This is a genomic window from Phosphitispora fastidiosa (assembly GCF_019008365.1).
Lineage (GTDB): Bacteria > Bacillota > Thermincolia > Thermincolales > UBA2595 > Phosphitispora > Phosphitispora fastidiosa.
Genome location: NZ_JAHHUL010000013.1, coordinates 79,343 through 95,367 on the forward strand (window position 1 = coordinate 79,343; position 16,025 = coordinate 95,367).

The window sequence follows — 16,025 nt, forward strand, 5'->3', positions numbered from 1 at the left end:
TATGCGCGATTGGGTAACTGGCTGAATCGTTGCCGACCTGGAGGAATATATCTGCCCCTCTCATGGTTTAGATAAATTTAAATAATCTTCAGTTCCTTTGCTTTATTGACAGCCTGGGTCCTGTTTTTCACTCCGAGTTTTGCGTATATATGGTTAGTATGCCACTTGACCGTTCCTAAACTAATGTAGAGCTTACCGGCAATTTCTGTATTTGGTAACCCGGTGGCAACTAACTTTAAAACTTCTAACTCCCTTTCACTGAGGGGTTCTGCCAAACCACCGGCTGTGTTAATCCCTGAGACCAAACGGTTTAAGTTTAATTCCGAGTGAAAGTCCTCAATCAGGCTGGTAACGAACTCCGGAGCAGTGTCCGGTACTAAAGGCAGCAGGTGTAAAACCTGCTCTCCCTCTTGCAGAAAAGACCGGCGGTAGTTATGCGGGGCCGCGATGTTGACAGCCTCCCGGAGCTTCATCTTTGCGCTATCTGCATTGCTTAACGCATCATATAAAATAGCCTGCAAAATCAAAATACTAATCAAGCGCCCGTTCCGCTGACCCTTGCGTGAGAAATTCTCCAGCCTTACCAGGAGAGCTTCTGCTTTCTGCCAGAGGTTTTTGGTCATCAGGAAGCGTACAAAGACCAGGTAGGACTGTTCCTTTAATGAAGTAATCTCACCCTCCGGGGATAATTCGCTTCTCATAATCCAATCTTCGACCCATTGTACATCACCTGCAGCAAGTTTGAATTCTGCAAGAAGCGCCTCAAATCTCAGGGTAATAATGGGCAAACCTGCGGATCTGGCGCTATTAAGAGCGTTTTGAATTACAGCTGAAGCATCTTCCTGGCTTCCCTGCAAGGCTTTGATTTTGGCCAGAGTTCTTTCCCCATCTCCGCCGAAGATATTGTGCATTGCCAGCCTTCGGCTGGTTTCGATTCCTCTGAGCACACTTTCTTCTGCCAATTCAATCTGATTAGACTCAAAATAAAAGACAGCCAGAGGGATGTTAAGAATTCCTGCCGCCGGCAAAGGCCTGTTTTCGGTGTTCTTAACTGCCAGCATATCCAGGCATAATTGAATTGCATACTGCAAATCGCCCTGGATATAGTAATTATAAACCAAATCCATTGTTACGGTACAAATGGATAAGGTGTATCCGAACTGCCTGCTAATCTGCAATGCCTCTTTGAAGGCATCGGTGGATCTCTCCAAATAACCTCTGCTTCTCAGAGACTGAGCCAATGCCACCAGAGCAAAAACCTTCAACCCAAGGTCCTGTTTGCCCATCAGCCCTATAGCCTCCTCTGCCAGTTCTATGGTCATTTTATCTTCGCGAATATTTGCGAGCCAGGCTTCCAGTGTTTTAACCCTTCCCAAGCTCAACCTGTCTGTATTTTTTATTTGCTTAAAATCTTTTACATAAGAACAGGCCTGTTCAATTTGGGACAGGAGAAAATGGGCACAGGCTTTGGTCGAACAAAGCTCTCCGTCCTTGCGGACAAGGTTTTCACCTATACATTCCAACCATTCGATAAGAGTATATAAGTCTCCCCTGATAATGCTCTGACTGAGTTGTCCCTTTATTAAGCCGACCGCTTTCTCCTTATCTCCGGCAGCTAAAGAATGTTCTATGGCTTCATTTTGATAACCGTTACCTTCATACCATTTAGCAGCCTTTTGATGTAAAACTGCTTGTTGCTTTGCCCCTAACTCTGTACGGAGGAAATCTGCGAACAGGTGATGATAGCGATACCATTGACGCTCTTCATCCAGAGGAATCAGAAAGAGGTTGTTTTGTTCCAGGTTTAGCAGGATATTCATACTGTCTTTTCTGTTTGTCAATTCATTACATAAATCAGCACACAGCCGGTTTAATATTGCTGTGCTGCAAAGAAATTCTTTGACTTCATCCGTTTGCAGGTGAAAAACTTCATCAAACAGGTAGTCTATGACAAACCTGTGGCTTCCCCTAAACCGGTCAATAAACTCCGCTATCCCCTGGTCCTCTCTGCCGCGGAGGGAAAGGGCTGCCAGTTGGAGACCGGCAATCCATCCCTCGGTTCTGGTCTTAAGGGAAACAATGTGCTCCGTTTTTAAACTGAGCTGCATAGTTTGAGCAAAAAATGCCCTCGCCTCTTCGTCAGAGAACCTTAAATCATTTACCCGGACCTCTGTCAGCAGACTTCTCACCCGCCACTTTCCAAGGGGCAGAGGAGGGTCGAGACGCGAAATAATTATTATATGAAATAACGGCGGACAATTCTCAATCATGAATTCTATAGTCCGGTGCAGATAATCATTAGTAATCATATGATAATCATCTATTGCCAAAACTGACGGGCTATCCATACATACCAATCGGTTAAGCAGCAGTGTTGCTATAATCTCGGGAGTTGGCAGCTGCGGGGATTCTATCAGGCTGCTGATGTCCTGGTCAAACCCTTTCAAGATGCTCTTTAGTGATGCAATAAGATATGTGAGGAATCGCTTTGGGTCATTGTCCCCGGAATCCATGGAAACCCAGGCACATTCACGGTTAACGGTTTTAAACCATTCTGTAACTAATGTTGTTTTGCCATACCCTGCCGGGGCGGAAACCAGCGTAAGTTTGCCTCCCAGCTCTATCCCTTCAGAGATTTTGCGAATCAATAAGGAGCGAGAGACCGTATTGGGCCTTGATGCCGGTAAAAACAGCTTTGTTTTTAGGATCGGGCTTAACAAATTTTCTCAACTCCTTAAGGCAATGATTAATTTCTTTTTTCTACACACCCGTGGTTTTCCCCTTCTATCTCCGTTGACTTGGAGCTGGCGTGGTCAGGAAAACAGTATTTGGTTTCCGGTAATTGACAAGATGAGATAAGGAAATTATAATGAAACATGAATTTTAATCTAATTTTAATGAAGTATCAATGGGATTCAAATCTTTAACTGTTATGATAACCGTAATAAAGAGAGGGGGTTATCGTAATGACAGGTTTCGATGAAGTAAAAAAATTAAAGGAGTATGCAAATATTACTTATGAAGAGGCAAAAGAAGTTTTAGAGCAGGCGAATGGAGATTTATTGGATGCGGTTATCATCCTTGAAAAGCAGAACCGTATCAACAGCCCTGAAGGTGTCGGCACTTTCAATTTAAACCCGGCAGCAGCGGCTTCCGGAAAAGATGGCAGAACACCGGGGATTGATAAAACAGATAAAATATCCTTTGGTGATGTGATGGGAGATATATGGGGCTGGGTAAGAAAGATTATTCACAAAGGGAATGTTAACAGCTTTGAAGCCAGAAAAGGTGGGGAGAGAATCCTGAAGATTCCTTTAAATCTTTTGGCTATCCTGCTGATATTTGGGATGTGGGTTGTTATTCCATTATTGATTCTGGGGCTTGTTTTTGGATACCGGTACAGCTTTAAAGGGCCAGATGTAAATCAGGCAAACCAGGAGCTGCATAAAGTTTCCGAAGCAGCTTTACAGGCAGTGGAATCTGTATCTGATGCAGCTAAAAAAGCTGTAGGAGACTATAAAAATAAAAAGGATCATGATGAGAATGGAAAGAATTCTGATTATTGAGGATGAAGATAAAATTGCCCGTTTTGTTGAGCTTGAACTGCAATTTGAAGGATATCAGGTTGAAAAAGCTTCCAATGGAAGGGATGGGCTGGCTCTTGCCAAAGCCCATCCCTTTGATTTGATTTTACTCGATATCATGCTGCCGGAACTTAACGGTCTTGAAGTCCTTCGAAGGATCAGGCAGTTTTCTCAGATTCCCATTATCCTTTTGACAGCCAGAGATGCCGTTGTGGATAAGGTCATGGGCTTGGACGGAGGTGCAGATGACTATATCACAAAACCCTTTGCCATTGAAGAACTGCTGGCCAGAATTCGGGCGGTCCTTAGAACAAAGGCAAGCCGCTCACTCCAAAGCACTTCCGGCACTTTGGAGGCGGGGCCCTTAAAACTGGATGCAGAGAGGAGAAGTGCCTGGGTTGGATCAGAGCCCCTGGAGCTTACAAAGAGAGAATTTGATTTATTACAGTATTTAATTGAAAATAAAAATATTGTATTGAAAAGAGAGATAATTTTGGAGAGAATCTGGGGTTATGATTTTTCCGGTGAAACTAATGCAGTAGATGTATATATCCGATATCTGCGTTCGAAAATAGAAGACCCCTTCGGAATTAAGGTGATTCATACCGTCAGGGGTGTGGGATATGTGATAAAAGATGAGTAAGCAAAAATGGACCTATGCCAAGCCGCCTGTAGTTGCGGAAAAAATCCGCTCTTCCCTGGTATTAAGGTTGAATTTAAGGATGGCGGGAGTTCTTCTTCGGGCATTCTTTATAATAAATATTTTACTTAGCCTCTTATACTTTGCAACAGTACTATGGAGAGCAGAAATTGGAGCCCAGGAGCTGATAGACCGGTATGATGGAAAACTTAATTTGCTGGCAGCAGAGGATTTATCAAAGGAGCATTATCTGGTAAAGGCCAGTGCGAAGGCCGGTGAGAAGGCTCCCTCTGGATTGAATATTGACAAGATTTTTCAGGACAGGCTCCCCCTGGAAGCCACAAACGCCCTTCGAAGCTTTAAAGGACCGGATATCAGTCCCCAAATTACCCTGAACCGACGCCTTGAAGAGGTAGGATATATTATGACAATCCCAAAGGGAGCTGTCTATTATCAGATTACCTATCCCCTGGCGGCAGATATAAAGTTTTTTTTAATGCTTTTAGTATTCAGCGGTGGGTTTGAATTTCTTTATTTAATGTCTGCCATGGGAAGAAACCGGCGAGTTATAAGAAAAATCCTGAAACCACTGTCAGACCTGGCTGAAACTGCGAAAAGCCTTCAGGAAGGTCTGAATTCAGGAGGTACTGGAACGAACCGGGAGAATTTGATGCAATTGGCCGGAGTTATCAGCAAGCTTGATACCAGTGAGATAGATAAAGGTATATCGATAGACCAGACACAAAACGAATTAAAGGATCTGGCAAGGGCTATCAATGATATGCTCAACCGGATTAATCAATCTTATCAAGCCCAGGTACGATTTGTTTCTGATGCCTCTCACGAATTGCGTACACCGATTTCTGTTATTCAGGGATATGCCAATTTGTTGGACCGTTGGGGCAAAAATGATCCGAAAACCATGGAAGAATCGATTCAGGCCATTAAAGGTGAAGCCGAAAACATGAAAGCATTGGTAGAACAGCTGCTGTTTTTGGCGCGGGGGGATAGCGAAAACCTGCCGTTGCAAAAAGCAGTGATAGATATTTGCAAACTTGGCGAGGAAATTATTAGTGAAGCAAGGCTCATTGATTCCGGTCACATGTTTAGGGTGGATTTTCAGTCACCGATTTTTATCAAAGCAGATCAGCAGTTAATGAAACAGGCCATTCGGATACTGGTTGATAACAGCATAAAGTATTCTCCAAAGGGTGAAGAGATAAGCCTTAAGATTTTTTCAAAAGATGAAAAAACCTATATTCAAGTTCAGGATAAAGGAGTAGGAATTAAACCGGAAGATGTTCCTCACATATTTGATCGGTTTTATCGTTCGGCTGATGCCAGGGGAGGTAAAGCCGGTGGAGCAGGACTTGGGTTGTCCATAGCAAAGTGGATTATCGAAAAACATGGCGGGAAATTTGAAGTTATCAGCCGTGTGGATATTGGCACCCGGTTAATAATTGAATTGCCGCATGTTACGAAAACAGAGAAGAATTAAGAGCTGGGTAATGGCCCAAAAAAGAGGTTGCCACTAACATGGTTGGGGATTCCGCATATTGGAATCCCCGATTTGGTTTTTTCTCCTCTAACCGCATTTCATACCCCGAAACCCGCATTAAAGGCTGAACATTTACGGAGGAGGGCTATTTAATAGGACAGATAAAAGGCTGGTTAACATGATAAAAGCATATGAAGCTGTTCTGAATAATATCGGGAGCCCGGTTTTCATAACAGATACCGACCGCAACCTGGTGTTTATCAACCAGGCATGCCTAGATTTTATGGGTGTAAAGGATGCGGCCCCGTTTCTTGGGCAAAAGTGTGCTGATGTTTACAGGGCAGATATCTGTAAAACCAGCTGTGCCCTCAGGGCCAGCATGAGGGAGATGAAAAGACTTACCAGGAAGTCCAACCTTATTGATGCCAGTGGAAGGAACATCCACCTGTCGGTTGATGCTTCGCCGATTGTGGATCGAGACGGAGAACTGATTGGCGGGATGGAGGTGCTGTTTGATATCACAGAGCGCAGCTTCTGAGAATGTATCCAAATTGGCCGACCGCCTGTTGAATGTAGCCCAGGGACTGCAGGAAACGGCGGATAAACTGGGCGAGTAGGAAGTGGTAATATTATACCAAATTGACCATTAATTTTATGAAATAAAGTCCTGATAACAGGTTGAAACCACTTGCATCGGAACAAAATAAATTGTATAATAGTTAAGCGAAACGGTTCGGAGAGGTGTCCGAGTTGGTCGAAGGAGCACGACTGGAAATCGTGTAGCCGGGGATAACCTGGCTCGAGGGTTCGAATCCCTCTCTCTCCGCCATAATTGACTATTGCCAGGCCAGTGACCTTGTGCTTAGAGCTAATTGTCACTGGCTGTTACATCTTAACAGGGTAGACATAATATATTAGAAGTACTTTTTGCCGTGCTACATGGGGAGGTAGCGGTGCCCTGTACCTGCAATCCGCTATAGCAGGGTGGAATTCCTGTCCCCGGCTTCATTTCTTAAGGTCTGACCGTCGTAAGTGGCGTTGAAGACCGGGTCTTACGCAACGCGAACCTGTGAACCCCGTCAGATCCGGAAGGAAGCAGCGGTAAGCGGACCACCGCGTGTGCCGTAAGGGCGCCTGATCCGAGTTAACTGCGCCGGTAACGCTTGGGAGATGATTGTCAAAGACGGGTGCACGGCTAAATTTATATAATCATGTAAAAGACCTTAGTGGATTACCATGAAGGTCTTTTTCATATCTATTAACTTTTGTGATTGAAAAGGAATTGGGTTATTGACAGCGAATTAAATAACGAGTTGCGCTATATATTTGGTTTATGAGATAATATCAATATCAGCCCAGACAAGAAGAAGGTGACCAAAATGAGCTATGTGGCTCTATACCGTGAATGGAGACCACAGAATTTTTTCGATATAGTGGGACAGGAACACATCAGCCGCACTTTGCAGAATGCACTGAGGAATAATAGGACTGCACATGCATATCTTTTCTGTGGGCCGCGGGGCACTGGAAAAACTACTACGGCAAAAGTTATGGCAAAAGCCTTAAATTGTCTGAACGGTCCCGGAGTTGAACCCTGCAATGATTGCGAAAACTGCCGCAGGGTGACAGGCGGGAGTTCTATGGATGTTATGGAAATTGATGCAGCTTCAAACCGGGGAATTGATGAAATTAGGGATTTAAGGGAAAAAGTCAAGTTTGCCCCTACTGAAGGCAGATATAGAATATATATTATTGATGAAGTGCATATGCTGACAACAGAAGCTTTTAACGCACTGCTGAAAACTCTTGAGGAACCGCCGGCCCATGTCATCTTTGTCCTGGCGACCACAGAGCCCCATAAGATACCCCTGACCATCCTTTCCAGATGCCAAAGGTTTGATTTCAGAAGGATAAGTCTGGCTGACATTGTCAACAGATTAAAAGTAGTTGTTGATGACTTGGGAATACAAGCTGATGAGGAGGCACTTGGCCTTATTGCCCGCAGCGCTGAAGGCGGAATGAGGGATGCCTTGAGTGTTTTGGATCAGTGTATATCTTTTGGGGAGAAGAGTGTAACCGTTTCTGATGTAAATGATGTCCTGGGCACAGTCAACAGCGACTATATGTTTCAAATGACCGGATGTTTCCTCGAAAATGATGTTACTCAAAGTCTCAGATTGGTTGACCAGCTGGTGCGGCAGGGAAAAGATGTCAGACAGTTTACCAAAGATCTTACTGAGTTTTATCGCAATTTACTGCTTACAGAGGTCTGTGCCGATGCCGGTGAATTGGTGGCGGTAACGGACGAAGTTTTGGAGCAGATGAAAAACCAGGCATCTGCCTTGGGGAAAAAACGGATCACATCATTTATTGATATTTTTTCGGCTGCCGAACGGGAAATGAAATGGACGTCACAACCGAGACTTTTGTTAGAGCTTGCAGTAATAAAAGCAGGGGAAAAGGCACAAACTGCAGATTATGAGGAATTGACTTTAAGGATTGCCAAGCTTGAGGGGCTCTTAGCAGCTATGTCAACCGGCGGGCAGACGGTCAGCCGGGCTTCAGGCGTACAGGCGCTGGGCATACAGCAAAGAGGCTCACAAAAAATAAACACCCCAAAGAAATCTAAAGCCGAAACGTTTCCGGGGTTGCCAAAAGAGACCGGGAGCAGCGCCGGCGAGACTCAGTCAGTTGACACCGAAACCATTAAAAGGTGCTGGCAGGAGATTTTGGACCGCATTAAGAAGGTACGGATGTCGGCAAGGGCTTTTCTCATAGAAGGGGAGCCTGTGGAGGTGCTAAATAACTGCCTGGTCTTAGCTTTTGCTCCGGAATACGGGTTTCACAGGGAAAAGGTTGAACAGCCGGAAAACCGGGATGCCATTGAGCTGGTGATTAAAGAAGTTACGGGTGCCGGTCTGAAAATAAAGTGTAAGTTTAAAAATGAATTAGATACACATCCCATAGCTGATTCCGAGACTGATGCCAAAAATGATCCTCTTCTGGAAAAGGCTGTCCGCCTGTTTGGCGGGGATGTAATAGAAATTGAAGATTAAAATAACGGGTATTTTATTTCCCGGAGCGCTAAGCATCTATAAGGAGGAGATTCGATTATGATGAATATGGGTAAAATGATGAAACAGGTCCAAAAAATGCAGGCTGATATGGCCAAACTTCAGGAAGAACTGGCAGATAAGACTGTTGAGGCTACTTCCGGCGGAGGGATGGTTAAAGTAGTTGTCAATGGAAAACAGGAAATAAAGTCAATTGATATAAATCCTGAAGCTGTTGACCCCGAAGATGTAGAAATGCTGCAGGATATGGTTCTGGCTGCGGTAAATGAAGCTATCCGCCAGTCCCAGGAAATGACGGCAAAGGAAATGAGCAAGATTACCGGTGGAATGAATATTCCCGGATTATTTTAGGCAGGTGACATTATTTGCTGTATTATGCAGAGCCGGTAGCCAGACTTATTGAACAGCTTGGGAAGCTGCCCGGCATAGGGCCTAAGACGGCCCAACGGCTGGCTTTTCACCTCCTTAATTCCGATGTCCGGGAGTCCAAGGAACTTGCCGGAGCGATTATCGAGGCCAGGGAAAAAATCAGGTACTGCTCTGTGTGCAGCAACCTAACAGATGAAGACCCGTGCCGGATGTGTCAAAACCCGTCCCGCAACAGAACCATTATCTGTGTAGTCGAAGAACCGCGTGATGTTGTGGCTATTGAGCGTACCGGTGAATACAAGGGTTTGTACCACGTACTCCAGGGGACGATTTCACCTATGGAAGGAATCGGGCCCGACCAACTGAAGGTAAGAGAACTGATGGAGAGGCTTAAGGATAGTGGGGTTGCGGAGATAATTGTTGCCACCAATCCCAACATTGAGGGTGAGGCTACGGCAATGTATCTGGCAAGGCTGATTAAGCCGCTTGGCATAAAGGTTACCCGGATTGCCCATGGGCTGCCGGTGGGGGGAGACCTTGAATATGCTGATCAGGTAACCCTTTCTAAGGCCTTTGAGGGGCGTCGGGAATTATAGCCGCAGCAAAAATTCAAGCACGATTCCGGAAAATTCCATAATATTAACTCAAATTAATATTTACATATGCCTGAATGTGTGCTAAAATATCAAATACATAATTATATTGAATAGCATTGACGGAGATAAGTAAGCTGAGTATCTGTCTTGACAGGGAAGAGGGGCCATGGACTGAAAGCCCCTTAAGATATGGTCAGGCCCAAATTCCCTCCCGAGCTGCCGGTTGAAAAGATTATTTAAATCGTGAGTAGACCTGGCCGGAACTCCACCGTTATCAGGAAGAGGGTATCAGATTAGCGGCCGATACAGGCAGCCCAATCTCGTACCTGCAATGAGCGGGTTACAGTTGTAACCAAATTGGGTGGTATCGCGGAACCAGGCTTTCGTCCCTTTATGGATGAAGGCTTTTTTGCTTTCTATTCATAAAAAACGTGGTGGCTCAATTTTGGAAATAACCGTTGTAACAATCCGGGTGGTATCGCGGAAGTGAATAGCTTTCGTCCCGTTGTGGGGCGAGGGCTTTTTTTGTTACTAAATTTAAGGAGGAAATAACATGATTGTTGTGATGGATTTGCGGGCAACAGAGGAACAGGTTGAGGCAGTAAACAATAGACTGGAGGAACTGGGTTTCAAGACCCATTTCATAAGGGGTGTTGAGCGACTGGTTATTGGTGCAATTGGCGACCGTAAACAGATTCTAAATTCAGGGATAGAGGTTATGCCCGGAGTTGAAAAACTGGTCCCTATTATGAAGCCCTTCAAATTGGTCAGCAGGGATGTTAAACCTGAGAATACAGTGATAAAGGTGAAGGATTGTAATATTGGCGCCAAAGAGATTACCGTGATTGCCGGGCCGTGTGCTGTTGAAAGCAGGGAGCAGTTGATGAAAACTGCGCTGTTGGTTGCCGGGGCCGGAGCCAGGGCCATCCGGGGGGGAACCTATAAACCCAGGACTTCACCTTACAGCTTCCAGGGCATGGAAGAAGAGGGCCTGCAGCTCCTGGCTGAGGCGGGAAGGGAAACCGGACTGGCAACCATTACCGAAGTTATAGACGAAATTAGTCTTGGCGTGGCTATAAATTATGTAGACATTATTCAAATCGGGGCCCGAAACATGCAGAATTTCCAGCTGTTGAAGGCTGCCGGCAGAATCAGCAAGCCTGTGGTTCTGAAACGGGGGCTGTCAGCCACTATAGAGGAATGGTTAATGGCTGCAGAGTACATAATGTCAGAAGGGAACTATAATGTAATATTATGTGAAAGGGGCATCCGCACCTTTGAAAACTATACCAGGAACACCCTTGACCTTAGCGCTGTGCCACTAATCAAGCAGTTGAGTCATCTTCCGGTTATTGTTGATCCGAGCCATGCCACAGGAGAATGGCGGCTCGTACCGCCGCTGTCCAAGGGAGCTGTTGCATGTGGTGCTGACGGTCTGCTGATAGAAGTTCACCCAGATCCCGTTAAGGCCCTGTGTGACGGTCCCCAGTCACTGACACCGGAAAATTTCAGGCTCCTTATGAAAGAGCTGCGTCCGGTAGCCCACGCGGTAGGCAGAGATATTTGAAAGGAGAAAGATACCAATGGCAGAAAAATACGGATATCTAGGACCGGAGGGTACCTATTGTGAAGAAGCGCTTTCAGCTTATCTGGGGGTCAGCAAAGAAAAGGCTGTACCTTACTCTGGAATTGACCGGGTTATTTTTGCATTATTGGCCGGCGAAATAACTTATGGCTTGGTTCCCCTGGAGAACTCCACAGAAGGGACTGTTAATATCACACTTGACCTGATGATGACAGCCCCGGAGTTAAAAATTACAGGTGAAATCATTATGCCCATCAGGCACAACCTGCTGGCAAGGCCAGGTACAAAAAAAGAGGCTATTACAGCAGTAATTTCCCACTCCCAGGCATTAGCCCAATGCCGAAATTACCTTACAGAATACTTGCCACAGGCATCTGTCTATGAGGTTGGCAGTACGGCAGAAGCTGCCCGGGTAGCGGCCGGCCACGGGGACTGTGTTGCGGCAATCGGCAATGGAGCGGCATCTGCAAGATATGGGCTGGAAATTATAGATAGAGACATCCATGACTGTAAGGAGAACTGTACCAGGTTTGCCATGCTCTCCAGACAGGAGAATCCGAATCCGCCATCGGCTGCCAAAATATCCCTGGTGGTTTCTATCACTGACAGGCCAGGCGGCCTGTACCAGGTTTTAAAAGAATTTGCTTTAAATAATATTAATCTGACCAGGATTGAATCCAGACCGGCAAAAAGCCGGCTGGGTGATTACCTGTTTTTTATAGACTTGGCGGGTCATCTAGAAGACCCGGTAATTGTAGATTGTCTCCAGGCGGTAAAAGATATGTCATCATCCTTCAGGATACTTGGCTGCTACCCTGTATGGGAGAGCTCCGGCAGCGGCGGAAAAAGGTCCGCAGAGCGCCCGCTTCCTTCAGTTGATGAATTGAGGCAAAACATCGATATCATTGATTACCAGATTGTTGACCTGCTAGCCCAGAGAACACAGATGGTTTCTTTGATAGGCGGACTGAAACAGGGGATAAAGGCTGTAAGGGACAAGAAGCGGGAACAGGAAGTTTTGGAAAGAGTAAGGCAGAATGCGCATCGTAAGGGAGTTGACCCGAACCTGATGGAACGGGTTTATAATATTCTGTTTGAGCATTTTGTTGATCTGCAGGTGAAGCAGCAGACCTGCCTGTGAAAGAATAACTTGTCCCCGGGGTCAAAAAAAGATGAATAACATGCACCCCCCTTCAATATATTTTATTAATGTGGGAGGGGGGTTGTTTATGAGTGATATAATCTTTAAAGTCAGAAGATCAGGTTTGAAAGTACTTAATCGCATTATAGGCTTTTTTGAACTGGGACATGCCCGTGAAAGAGCGCACCGCCAGCAGCCAGAGCTTATAGATCAGGTTATAGAGGCTCACCGGGAATGGGCCCGTGCCCTGCAGAGCTTCAACTATCCTATTGAAGAGGATATGGTTGATTATGCCATTTATAATGTTAATGCGGCGGAAAAAAAATATGCCTACCTGATAAAAAAGGCCCGGAATGAAAAAATAGCCATGGATGTGCCTAAAAGCATGCTGGAATAGAGTCATTTGCGAAGAACCAAATAAACCAGACTATAAACCTGATTGGGAGGTGATAATATGGACCTGAATATTGTTATGGCATTTGTTCTTGGACTGTTGCTGCTTTATCTGGTGGGAAGAGTGATGGTTGTCCCTATCAAACTGATTGTGAAACTGATTGTCAATGGAATAGTTGGGGGACTGGTCCTCTGGGTAGTAAATTACTTCGGGGCATTTTTGAATTTGCATATACCCCTCAATCCGGTCACAGCCTTAACGGCTGGGTTTCTCGGCATTCCCGGAATCGTATTATTAATAGTAATTCAACAGATTATTGTGAAATGATGAGAAATTTGTAGGTTACTTGCCGAAAACGGAATAATTTAGCTTGACTACGACAAACCCATTTAGTATACTATTATTTATGAAGGCTTAGGGGCGATTCAATTTTTGCTGATTGAACCTGCTTCAGGTACAAGCTTTTATTTTTTTATCATAAAGTAAGTTCTTTTTTCTCTGATAATTTTGTTTTAAATTATATATAATAAGAAGAAATAGGTTTGGGGGGATCCCCATAGAGGACAGAATTTTAGAAGCCTATATTGGTGAATATGCCAGTGGTAAAAGCGAAATTGCTATTAATAGGGCGATAGAATTACATAATACCGGACGTAGAGTTACCATTACCGACCTTGATCTTGTGGAACCGTTTTATACACTCCGCCCAATCAGAAAAAAGCTTTTGGAAACAGGGGTTGATGTGGTTGCCTGGGAAACCAGTGAAACCATGGGACTGGGAGAAGCGGGGAGCACCCTTAAACCCGAAATGCGCTGGGTGCTCAGAAGACCGGGGGATATCATTCTTGATATTGGATATGGTGTTGAAGGGGTCAAGATACTTAACCTTATTGAAGGAGCTTTCGAATCAGATCTTAAGATCTATGTGGTCCTCAACGTGGGAAGGCCGATGACCGCTTCTGTTGATGATATTGTAGACTACGTCAGGGATCTGGGACCGGTAGACGGTCTGGTCAATAACTCCCACTTGGGCAGTGAAACAACTATAGATTTTGTCCAGGATGGCTCACGGATTGTTTCCGCCGCCGCAGAGATACTTGATCTTCCGGTTATCGCCACCTATATGGACATCAGGTTTAAAAATGAGGTAACCGGTACAGCGGATTATCTGGGCAATCCAATTCGTTTTCTGACCCGCTATATGGAAGATGCGTTTTGGTAAAAGAAAGGATTTCCCATTTATAATAAAATATAGGTTTTTTAACTTCAGGAGGTGTTAATTCTAATGTCCGAAAAGCCCATCCAGGGAGAGAAACGAGTCTTTATGACCGGTAACGAAGTTGTTGCCTGGGCTGCCCTGGCTGCTAAAGCCGACATAATGTACGGGTACCCGATCACACCACAAAATGAGATTATGCATTACTGGACACGGATGGCGCCCAAATTTGGGAGGAAATTTTTGCAGACTGAAGATGAATTGTCTGCCGGTTTTACAACTTTGGGGGGAGTTCTTTCAGGGCGAAAAGCTTTTACGGCTACTGCCGGACCGGGTAATACACTGATGCAGGAACCACTGTCTATGGCTGAAATGATGCGCATTCCGTCTGTGGTAGTTATCCAGCAGAGAGGGGGGCCCTCAACTGCTACTGTTATTTACTCTCAGCAGGAAGTCACCATGACCACCTTTGGGGGTAACGGGGAAGGTTTCAGGATTGTATATTCTACTTCAACCCACCAGGAATTGTTTGATTATACCATCAAGGCATTTAACACAGCCTGGAAATACCGGTTCCCGACCTTTGTGCTGGCTGATGGATACCAAGCAAAAATGCGTGAATCACTTAAAATTTATGACCCTGAAGAAAAGGGCATTGAATTGATCCAGCCTGAGGCTACCATTGGAAAGCCTGTGGCGGATGGCAAAAAAGAACCCGTGCATGTAAGGAACACATATAACACCGAGGAAGAATTGCTTGAGGTTCTTACCGGATATATGGAAGAATACCAGAAATGTGCACCGGAGATTGAGGAATATCAGGAATTTGACTGTGATGATGCTGATATTGTTGTTGTCAGCCACGGCGTTGTTGCCAGGGCAGCCAAAGAAGCTGTACAGGAACTGCGCCGGGAGGGGCTGAAAGCCGGTTTCTTCAGACCGGTGACACTGCGTCCTTTCCCCGCTGACCAGTTAAGGTCAGTTGCTGATAAGACAAAAACCCTGTTGTTTGTTGAATCCGCATTTGGACAAATGGCCAAACTGGCCAAAGAAAGCATCTTTGGTTCTACCGTAAATGTGGAAAACCTCTTTAAACCTGGTGTTGGAATTACCTCAGAAGAAATAGTTACTAAAGTTAAAGGCTTGCTTTAGGGAAGGGAGGCAATGGCGAAAATGAGTACGTTACCACAGATGCCCAAAAGTTGGCGTCTTGAATCTAAACCCCACAAATTCTGCCCGGGATGCGGGCATGGCTTGGTACTGAAGGCCCTTGGCGAGGCTATTGACGAACTGGGAATCCAGGATAAGATTGCCTTTGGCTGTGATATCGGCTGTTCCCTGCTGGCCTGGGACTTTTTCAATGTAGATACTGTACAGACACACCACGGCAGAACCACTCCGGTTATGACAGGTGTTAAGAGGGCTAATCCCGATATTATATGTATCGCATACATGGGAGATGGAGGCGGTTATGCCATTGGATCCCAACACTTAGTTAATGCGGCTGCGAGGAATGAGAAAATCACCGCTATTCTTGTCAATAACTGCAATTACGCTATGACCGGCGGCCAGATGGCGCCAACAACACTACCGGGAATGAAAACTGAAACCACCCCTTACGGCAGGGATGTGGAACAGTCAGGATATCCTACCCAGGGGCCGGAAATGGTAGCGGCAATTACCCGGGAAGGCTCCTATGTAGCCAGGGGAACGATTGCCAATCTTAAACAGCTTAAGAGTTACCTGAAAAAGGCCCTGGAAAACCAGATGGCCGGAAACGGTTTTTCTTTTGTGGAGTCACTGGCCAGCTGTCCCACTAACTGGAGGACTAATGCCAAGGATACATGGGCGTTTGTTGAACAGGAAATGCCAAAGTATTTTAAAGTAGGAGAACTAAAGAACCCTGCTGAGAAGGGGGACGAATAATC

At 45.4% G+C, this 16,025-nt stretch carries 15 protein-coding genes, 1 tRNA gene, 1 other RNA gene and 1 other annotated feature; of the genes, 16 read left to right on the forward strand and 1 reads right to left on the reverse strand.

Annotated elements, in window-relative coordinates:
- Positions 1-77 precede the first annotated feature (77 nt).
- A complete protein-coding gene (locus Ga0451573_RS12470; protein WP_231684453.1) occupies positions 78-2,720 on the reverse strand; it encodes a winged helix-turn-helix domain-containing protein in 2,643 nt (880 codons plus the stop codon).
- Positions 2,721-2,966: 246 nt separating this feature from the next.
- Between Ga0451573_RS12470 and Ga0451573_RS12475 the strand changes: the two genes are divergently transcribed.
- The 16 genes from Ga0451573_RS12475 (at position 2,967) to Ga0451573_RS12550 (ending at position 16,023) form a co-directional block, all read left to right on the forward strand.
- Complete coding sequence (locus Ga0451573_RS12475) at positions 2,967-3,566, forward strand: DUF4342 domain-containing protein (protein ID WP_231684454.1); 600 nt, start codon at positions 2,967-2,969, stop codon at positions 3,564-3,566.
- Positions 3,538-4,227: a response regulator transcription factor gene (locus tag Ga0451573_RS12480; RefSeq protein ID WP_269438260.1), complete on the forward strand. Its 690-nt coding sequence runs from the start codon at positions 3,538-3,540 to the stop codon at positions 4,225-4,227. The genes Ga0451573_RS12475 and Ga0451573_RS12480 overlap by 29 nt, the downstream gene beginning before the upstream one ends.
- Positions 4,220-5,722 carry a sensor histidine kinase gene (locus tag Ga0451573_RS12485; protein ID WP_231684456.1) on the forward strand — a complete coding sequence of 501 codons (1,503 nt, stop codon included), beginning with the start codon at positions 4,220-4,222 and terminating at the stop codon, positions 5,720-5,722. Before Ga0451573_RS12480 ends, Ga0451573_RS12485 begins: the two co-directional genes overlap by 8 nt.
- A gap of 178 nt (positions 5,723-5,900) precedes the next feature.
- Positions 5,901-6,260 carry a PAS domain-containing protein gene (locus Ga0451573_RS12490; protein WP_231684457.1) on the forward strand — a complete coding sequence of 120 codons (360 nt, stop codon included), beginning with the start codon at positions 5,901-5,903 and terminating at the stop codon, positions 6,258-6,260.
- Between the two features lie 197 nt (positions 6,261-6,457).
- Positions 6,458-6,551 (forward strand) — tRNA-Ser (locus Ga0451573_RS12495).
- A gap of 101 nt (positions 6,552-6,652) precedes the next feature.
- An RNA gene (gene ffs / locus Ga0451573_RS12500) (signal recognition particle sRNA large type) lies at positions 6,653-6,917 on the forward strand.
- 184 nt (positions 6,918-7,101) lie between these two features.
- Complete coding sequence (gene dnaX, locus Ga0451573_RS12505) at positions 7,102-8,778, forward strand: DNA polymerase III subunit gamma/tau (protein ID WP_231684458.1); 1,677 nt, start codon at positions 7,102-7,104, stop codon at positions 8,776-8,778.
- Between the two features lie 57 nt (positions 8,779-8,835).
- Positions 8,836-9,147 (forward strand): YbaB/EbfC family nucleoid-associated protein, encoded by a 312-nt coding sequence (locus tag Ga0451573_RS12510; protein WP_231684459.1) that lies wholly within the window; start codon positions 8,836-8,838, stop codon positions 9,145-9,147.
- A 14-nt stretch (positions 9,148-9,161) separates the two neighbouring features.
- A complete protein-coding gene (recR, locus tag Ga0451573_RS12515; RefSeq protein WP_231684460.1) occupies positions 9,162-9,761 on the forward strand; it encodes a recombination mediator RecR in 600 nt (199 codons plus the stop codon).
- 107 nt (positions 9,762-9,868) lie between these two features.
- Positions 9,869-10,155: a binding site (T-box leader), on the forward strand.
- 159 nt (positions 10,156-10,314) lie between these two features.
- A complete protein-coding gene (gene aroF / locus Ga0451573_RS12520) occupies positions 10,315-11,328 on the forward strand; it encodes a 3-deoxy-7-phosphoheptulonate synthase (RefSeq protein WP_231684461.1) in 1,014 nt (337 codons plus the stop codon).
- A gap of 16 nt (positions 11,329-11,344) precedes the next feature.
- Entirely contained in the window at positions 11,345-12,487 is a 1,143-nt protein-coding gene (gene pheA, locus Ga0451573_RS12525; RefSeq protein WP_231684462.1) for a prephenate dehydratase, read from the forward strand.
- A gap of 88 nt (positions 12,488-12,575) precedes the next feature.
- Positions 12,576-12,884 carry a DUF2508 family protein gene (locus Ga0451573_RS12530; RefSeq protein WP_231684463.1) on the forward strand — a complete coding sequence of 103 codons (309 nt, stop codon included), beginning with the start codon at positions 12,576-12,578 and terminating at the stop codon, positions 12,882-12,884.
- A gap of 57 nt (positions 12,885-12,941) precedes the next feature.
- Positions 12,942-13,208: a pro-sigmaK processing inhibitor BofA family protein gene (locus tag Ga0451573_RS12535; protein ID WP_231684464.1), complete on the forward strand. Its 267-nt coding sequence runs from the start codon at positions 12,942-12,944 to the stop codon at positions 13,206-13,208.
- Between the two features lie 397 nt (positions 13,209-13,605).
- On the forward strand, positions 13,606-14,103 hold the full coding sequence (locus Ga0451573_RS12540; RefSeq protein ID WP_331459419.1) for a hypothetical protein: 498 nt from the start codon (positions 13,606-13,608) through the stop codon (positions 14,101-14,103).
- A gap of 63 nt (positions 14,104-14,166) precedes the next feature.
- Positions 14,167-15,249, forward strand: coding sequence for a transketolase C-terminal domain-containing protein (locus Ga0451573_RS12545; RefSeq protein WP_231684465.1), 1,083 nt, complete (start codon positions 14,167-14,169; stop codon positions 15,247-15,249).
- A 21-nt stretch (positions 15,250-15,270) separates the two neighbouring features.
- Positions 15,271-16,023, forward strand: a complete 753-nt coding sequence (locus Ga0451573_RS12550) for a thiamine pyrophosphate-dependent enzyme (protein WP_231684466.1) — start codon at positions 15,271-15,273, stop codon at positions 16,021-16,023.
- Positions 16,024-16,025: the final 2 nt, after the last annotated feature.

Excerpts from the sequence above, each read along its gene's own strand:
- Ga0451573_RS12475 (WP_231684454.1), top strand. The coding sequence starts at position 2,967 with ATGACAGGTTTCGATGAAGTAAAAAAATTAAAGGAGTATGCAAATATT.
- Ga0451573_RS12480 (WP_269438260.1), top strand. The coding sequence starts at position 3,538 with ATGAGAATGGAAAGAATTCTGATTATTGAGGATGAAGATAAAATTGCC.
- Ga0451573_RS12485 (WP_231684456.1), top strand. The coding sequence starts at position 4,220 with ATGAGTAAGCAAAAATGGACCTATGCCAAGCCGCCTGTAGTTGCGGAA.
- Ga0451573_RS12490 (WP_231684457.1), top strand. The coding sequence starts at position 5,901 with ATGATAAAAGCATATGAAGCTGTTCTGAATAATATCGGGAGCCCGGTT.
- dnaX (WP_231684458.1), top strand. The coding sequence starts at position 7,102 with ATGAGCTATGTGGCTCTATACCGTGAATGGAGACCACAGAATTTTTTC.
- Ga0451573_RS12510 (WP_231684459.1), top strand. The coding sequence starts at position 8,836 with ATGATGAATATGGGTAAAATGATGAAACAGGTCCAAAAAATGCAGGCT.
- aroF (WP_231684461.1), top strand. The coding sequence starts at position 10,315 with ATGATTGTTGTGATGGATTTGCGGGCAACAGAGGAACAGGTTGAGGCA.
- pheA (WP_231684462.1), top strand. The coding sequence starts at position 11,345 with ATGGCAGAAAAATACGGATATCTAGGACCGGAGGGTACCTATTGTGAA.
- Ga0451573_RS12530 (WP_231684463.1), top strand. The coding sequence starts at position 12,576 with ATGAGTGATATAATCTTTAAAGTCAGAAGATCAGGTTTGAAAGTACTT.
- Ga0451573_RS12535 (WP_231684464.1), top strand. The coding sequence starts at position 12,942 with ATGGACCTGAATATTGTTATGGCATTTGTTCTTGGACTGTTGCTGCTT.
- Ga0451573_RS12545 (WP_231684465.1), top strand. The coding sequence starts at position 14,167 with ATGTCCGAAAAGCCCATCCAGGGAGAGAAACGAGTCTTTATGACCGGT.
- Ga0451573_RS12550 (WP_231684466.1), top strand. The coding sequence starts at position 15,271 with ATGAGTACGTTACCACAGATGCCCAAAAGTTGGCGTCTTGAATCTAAA.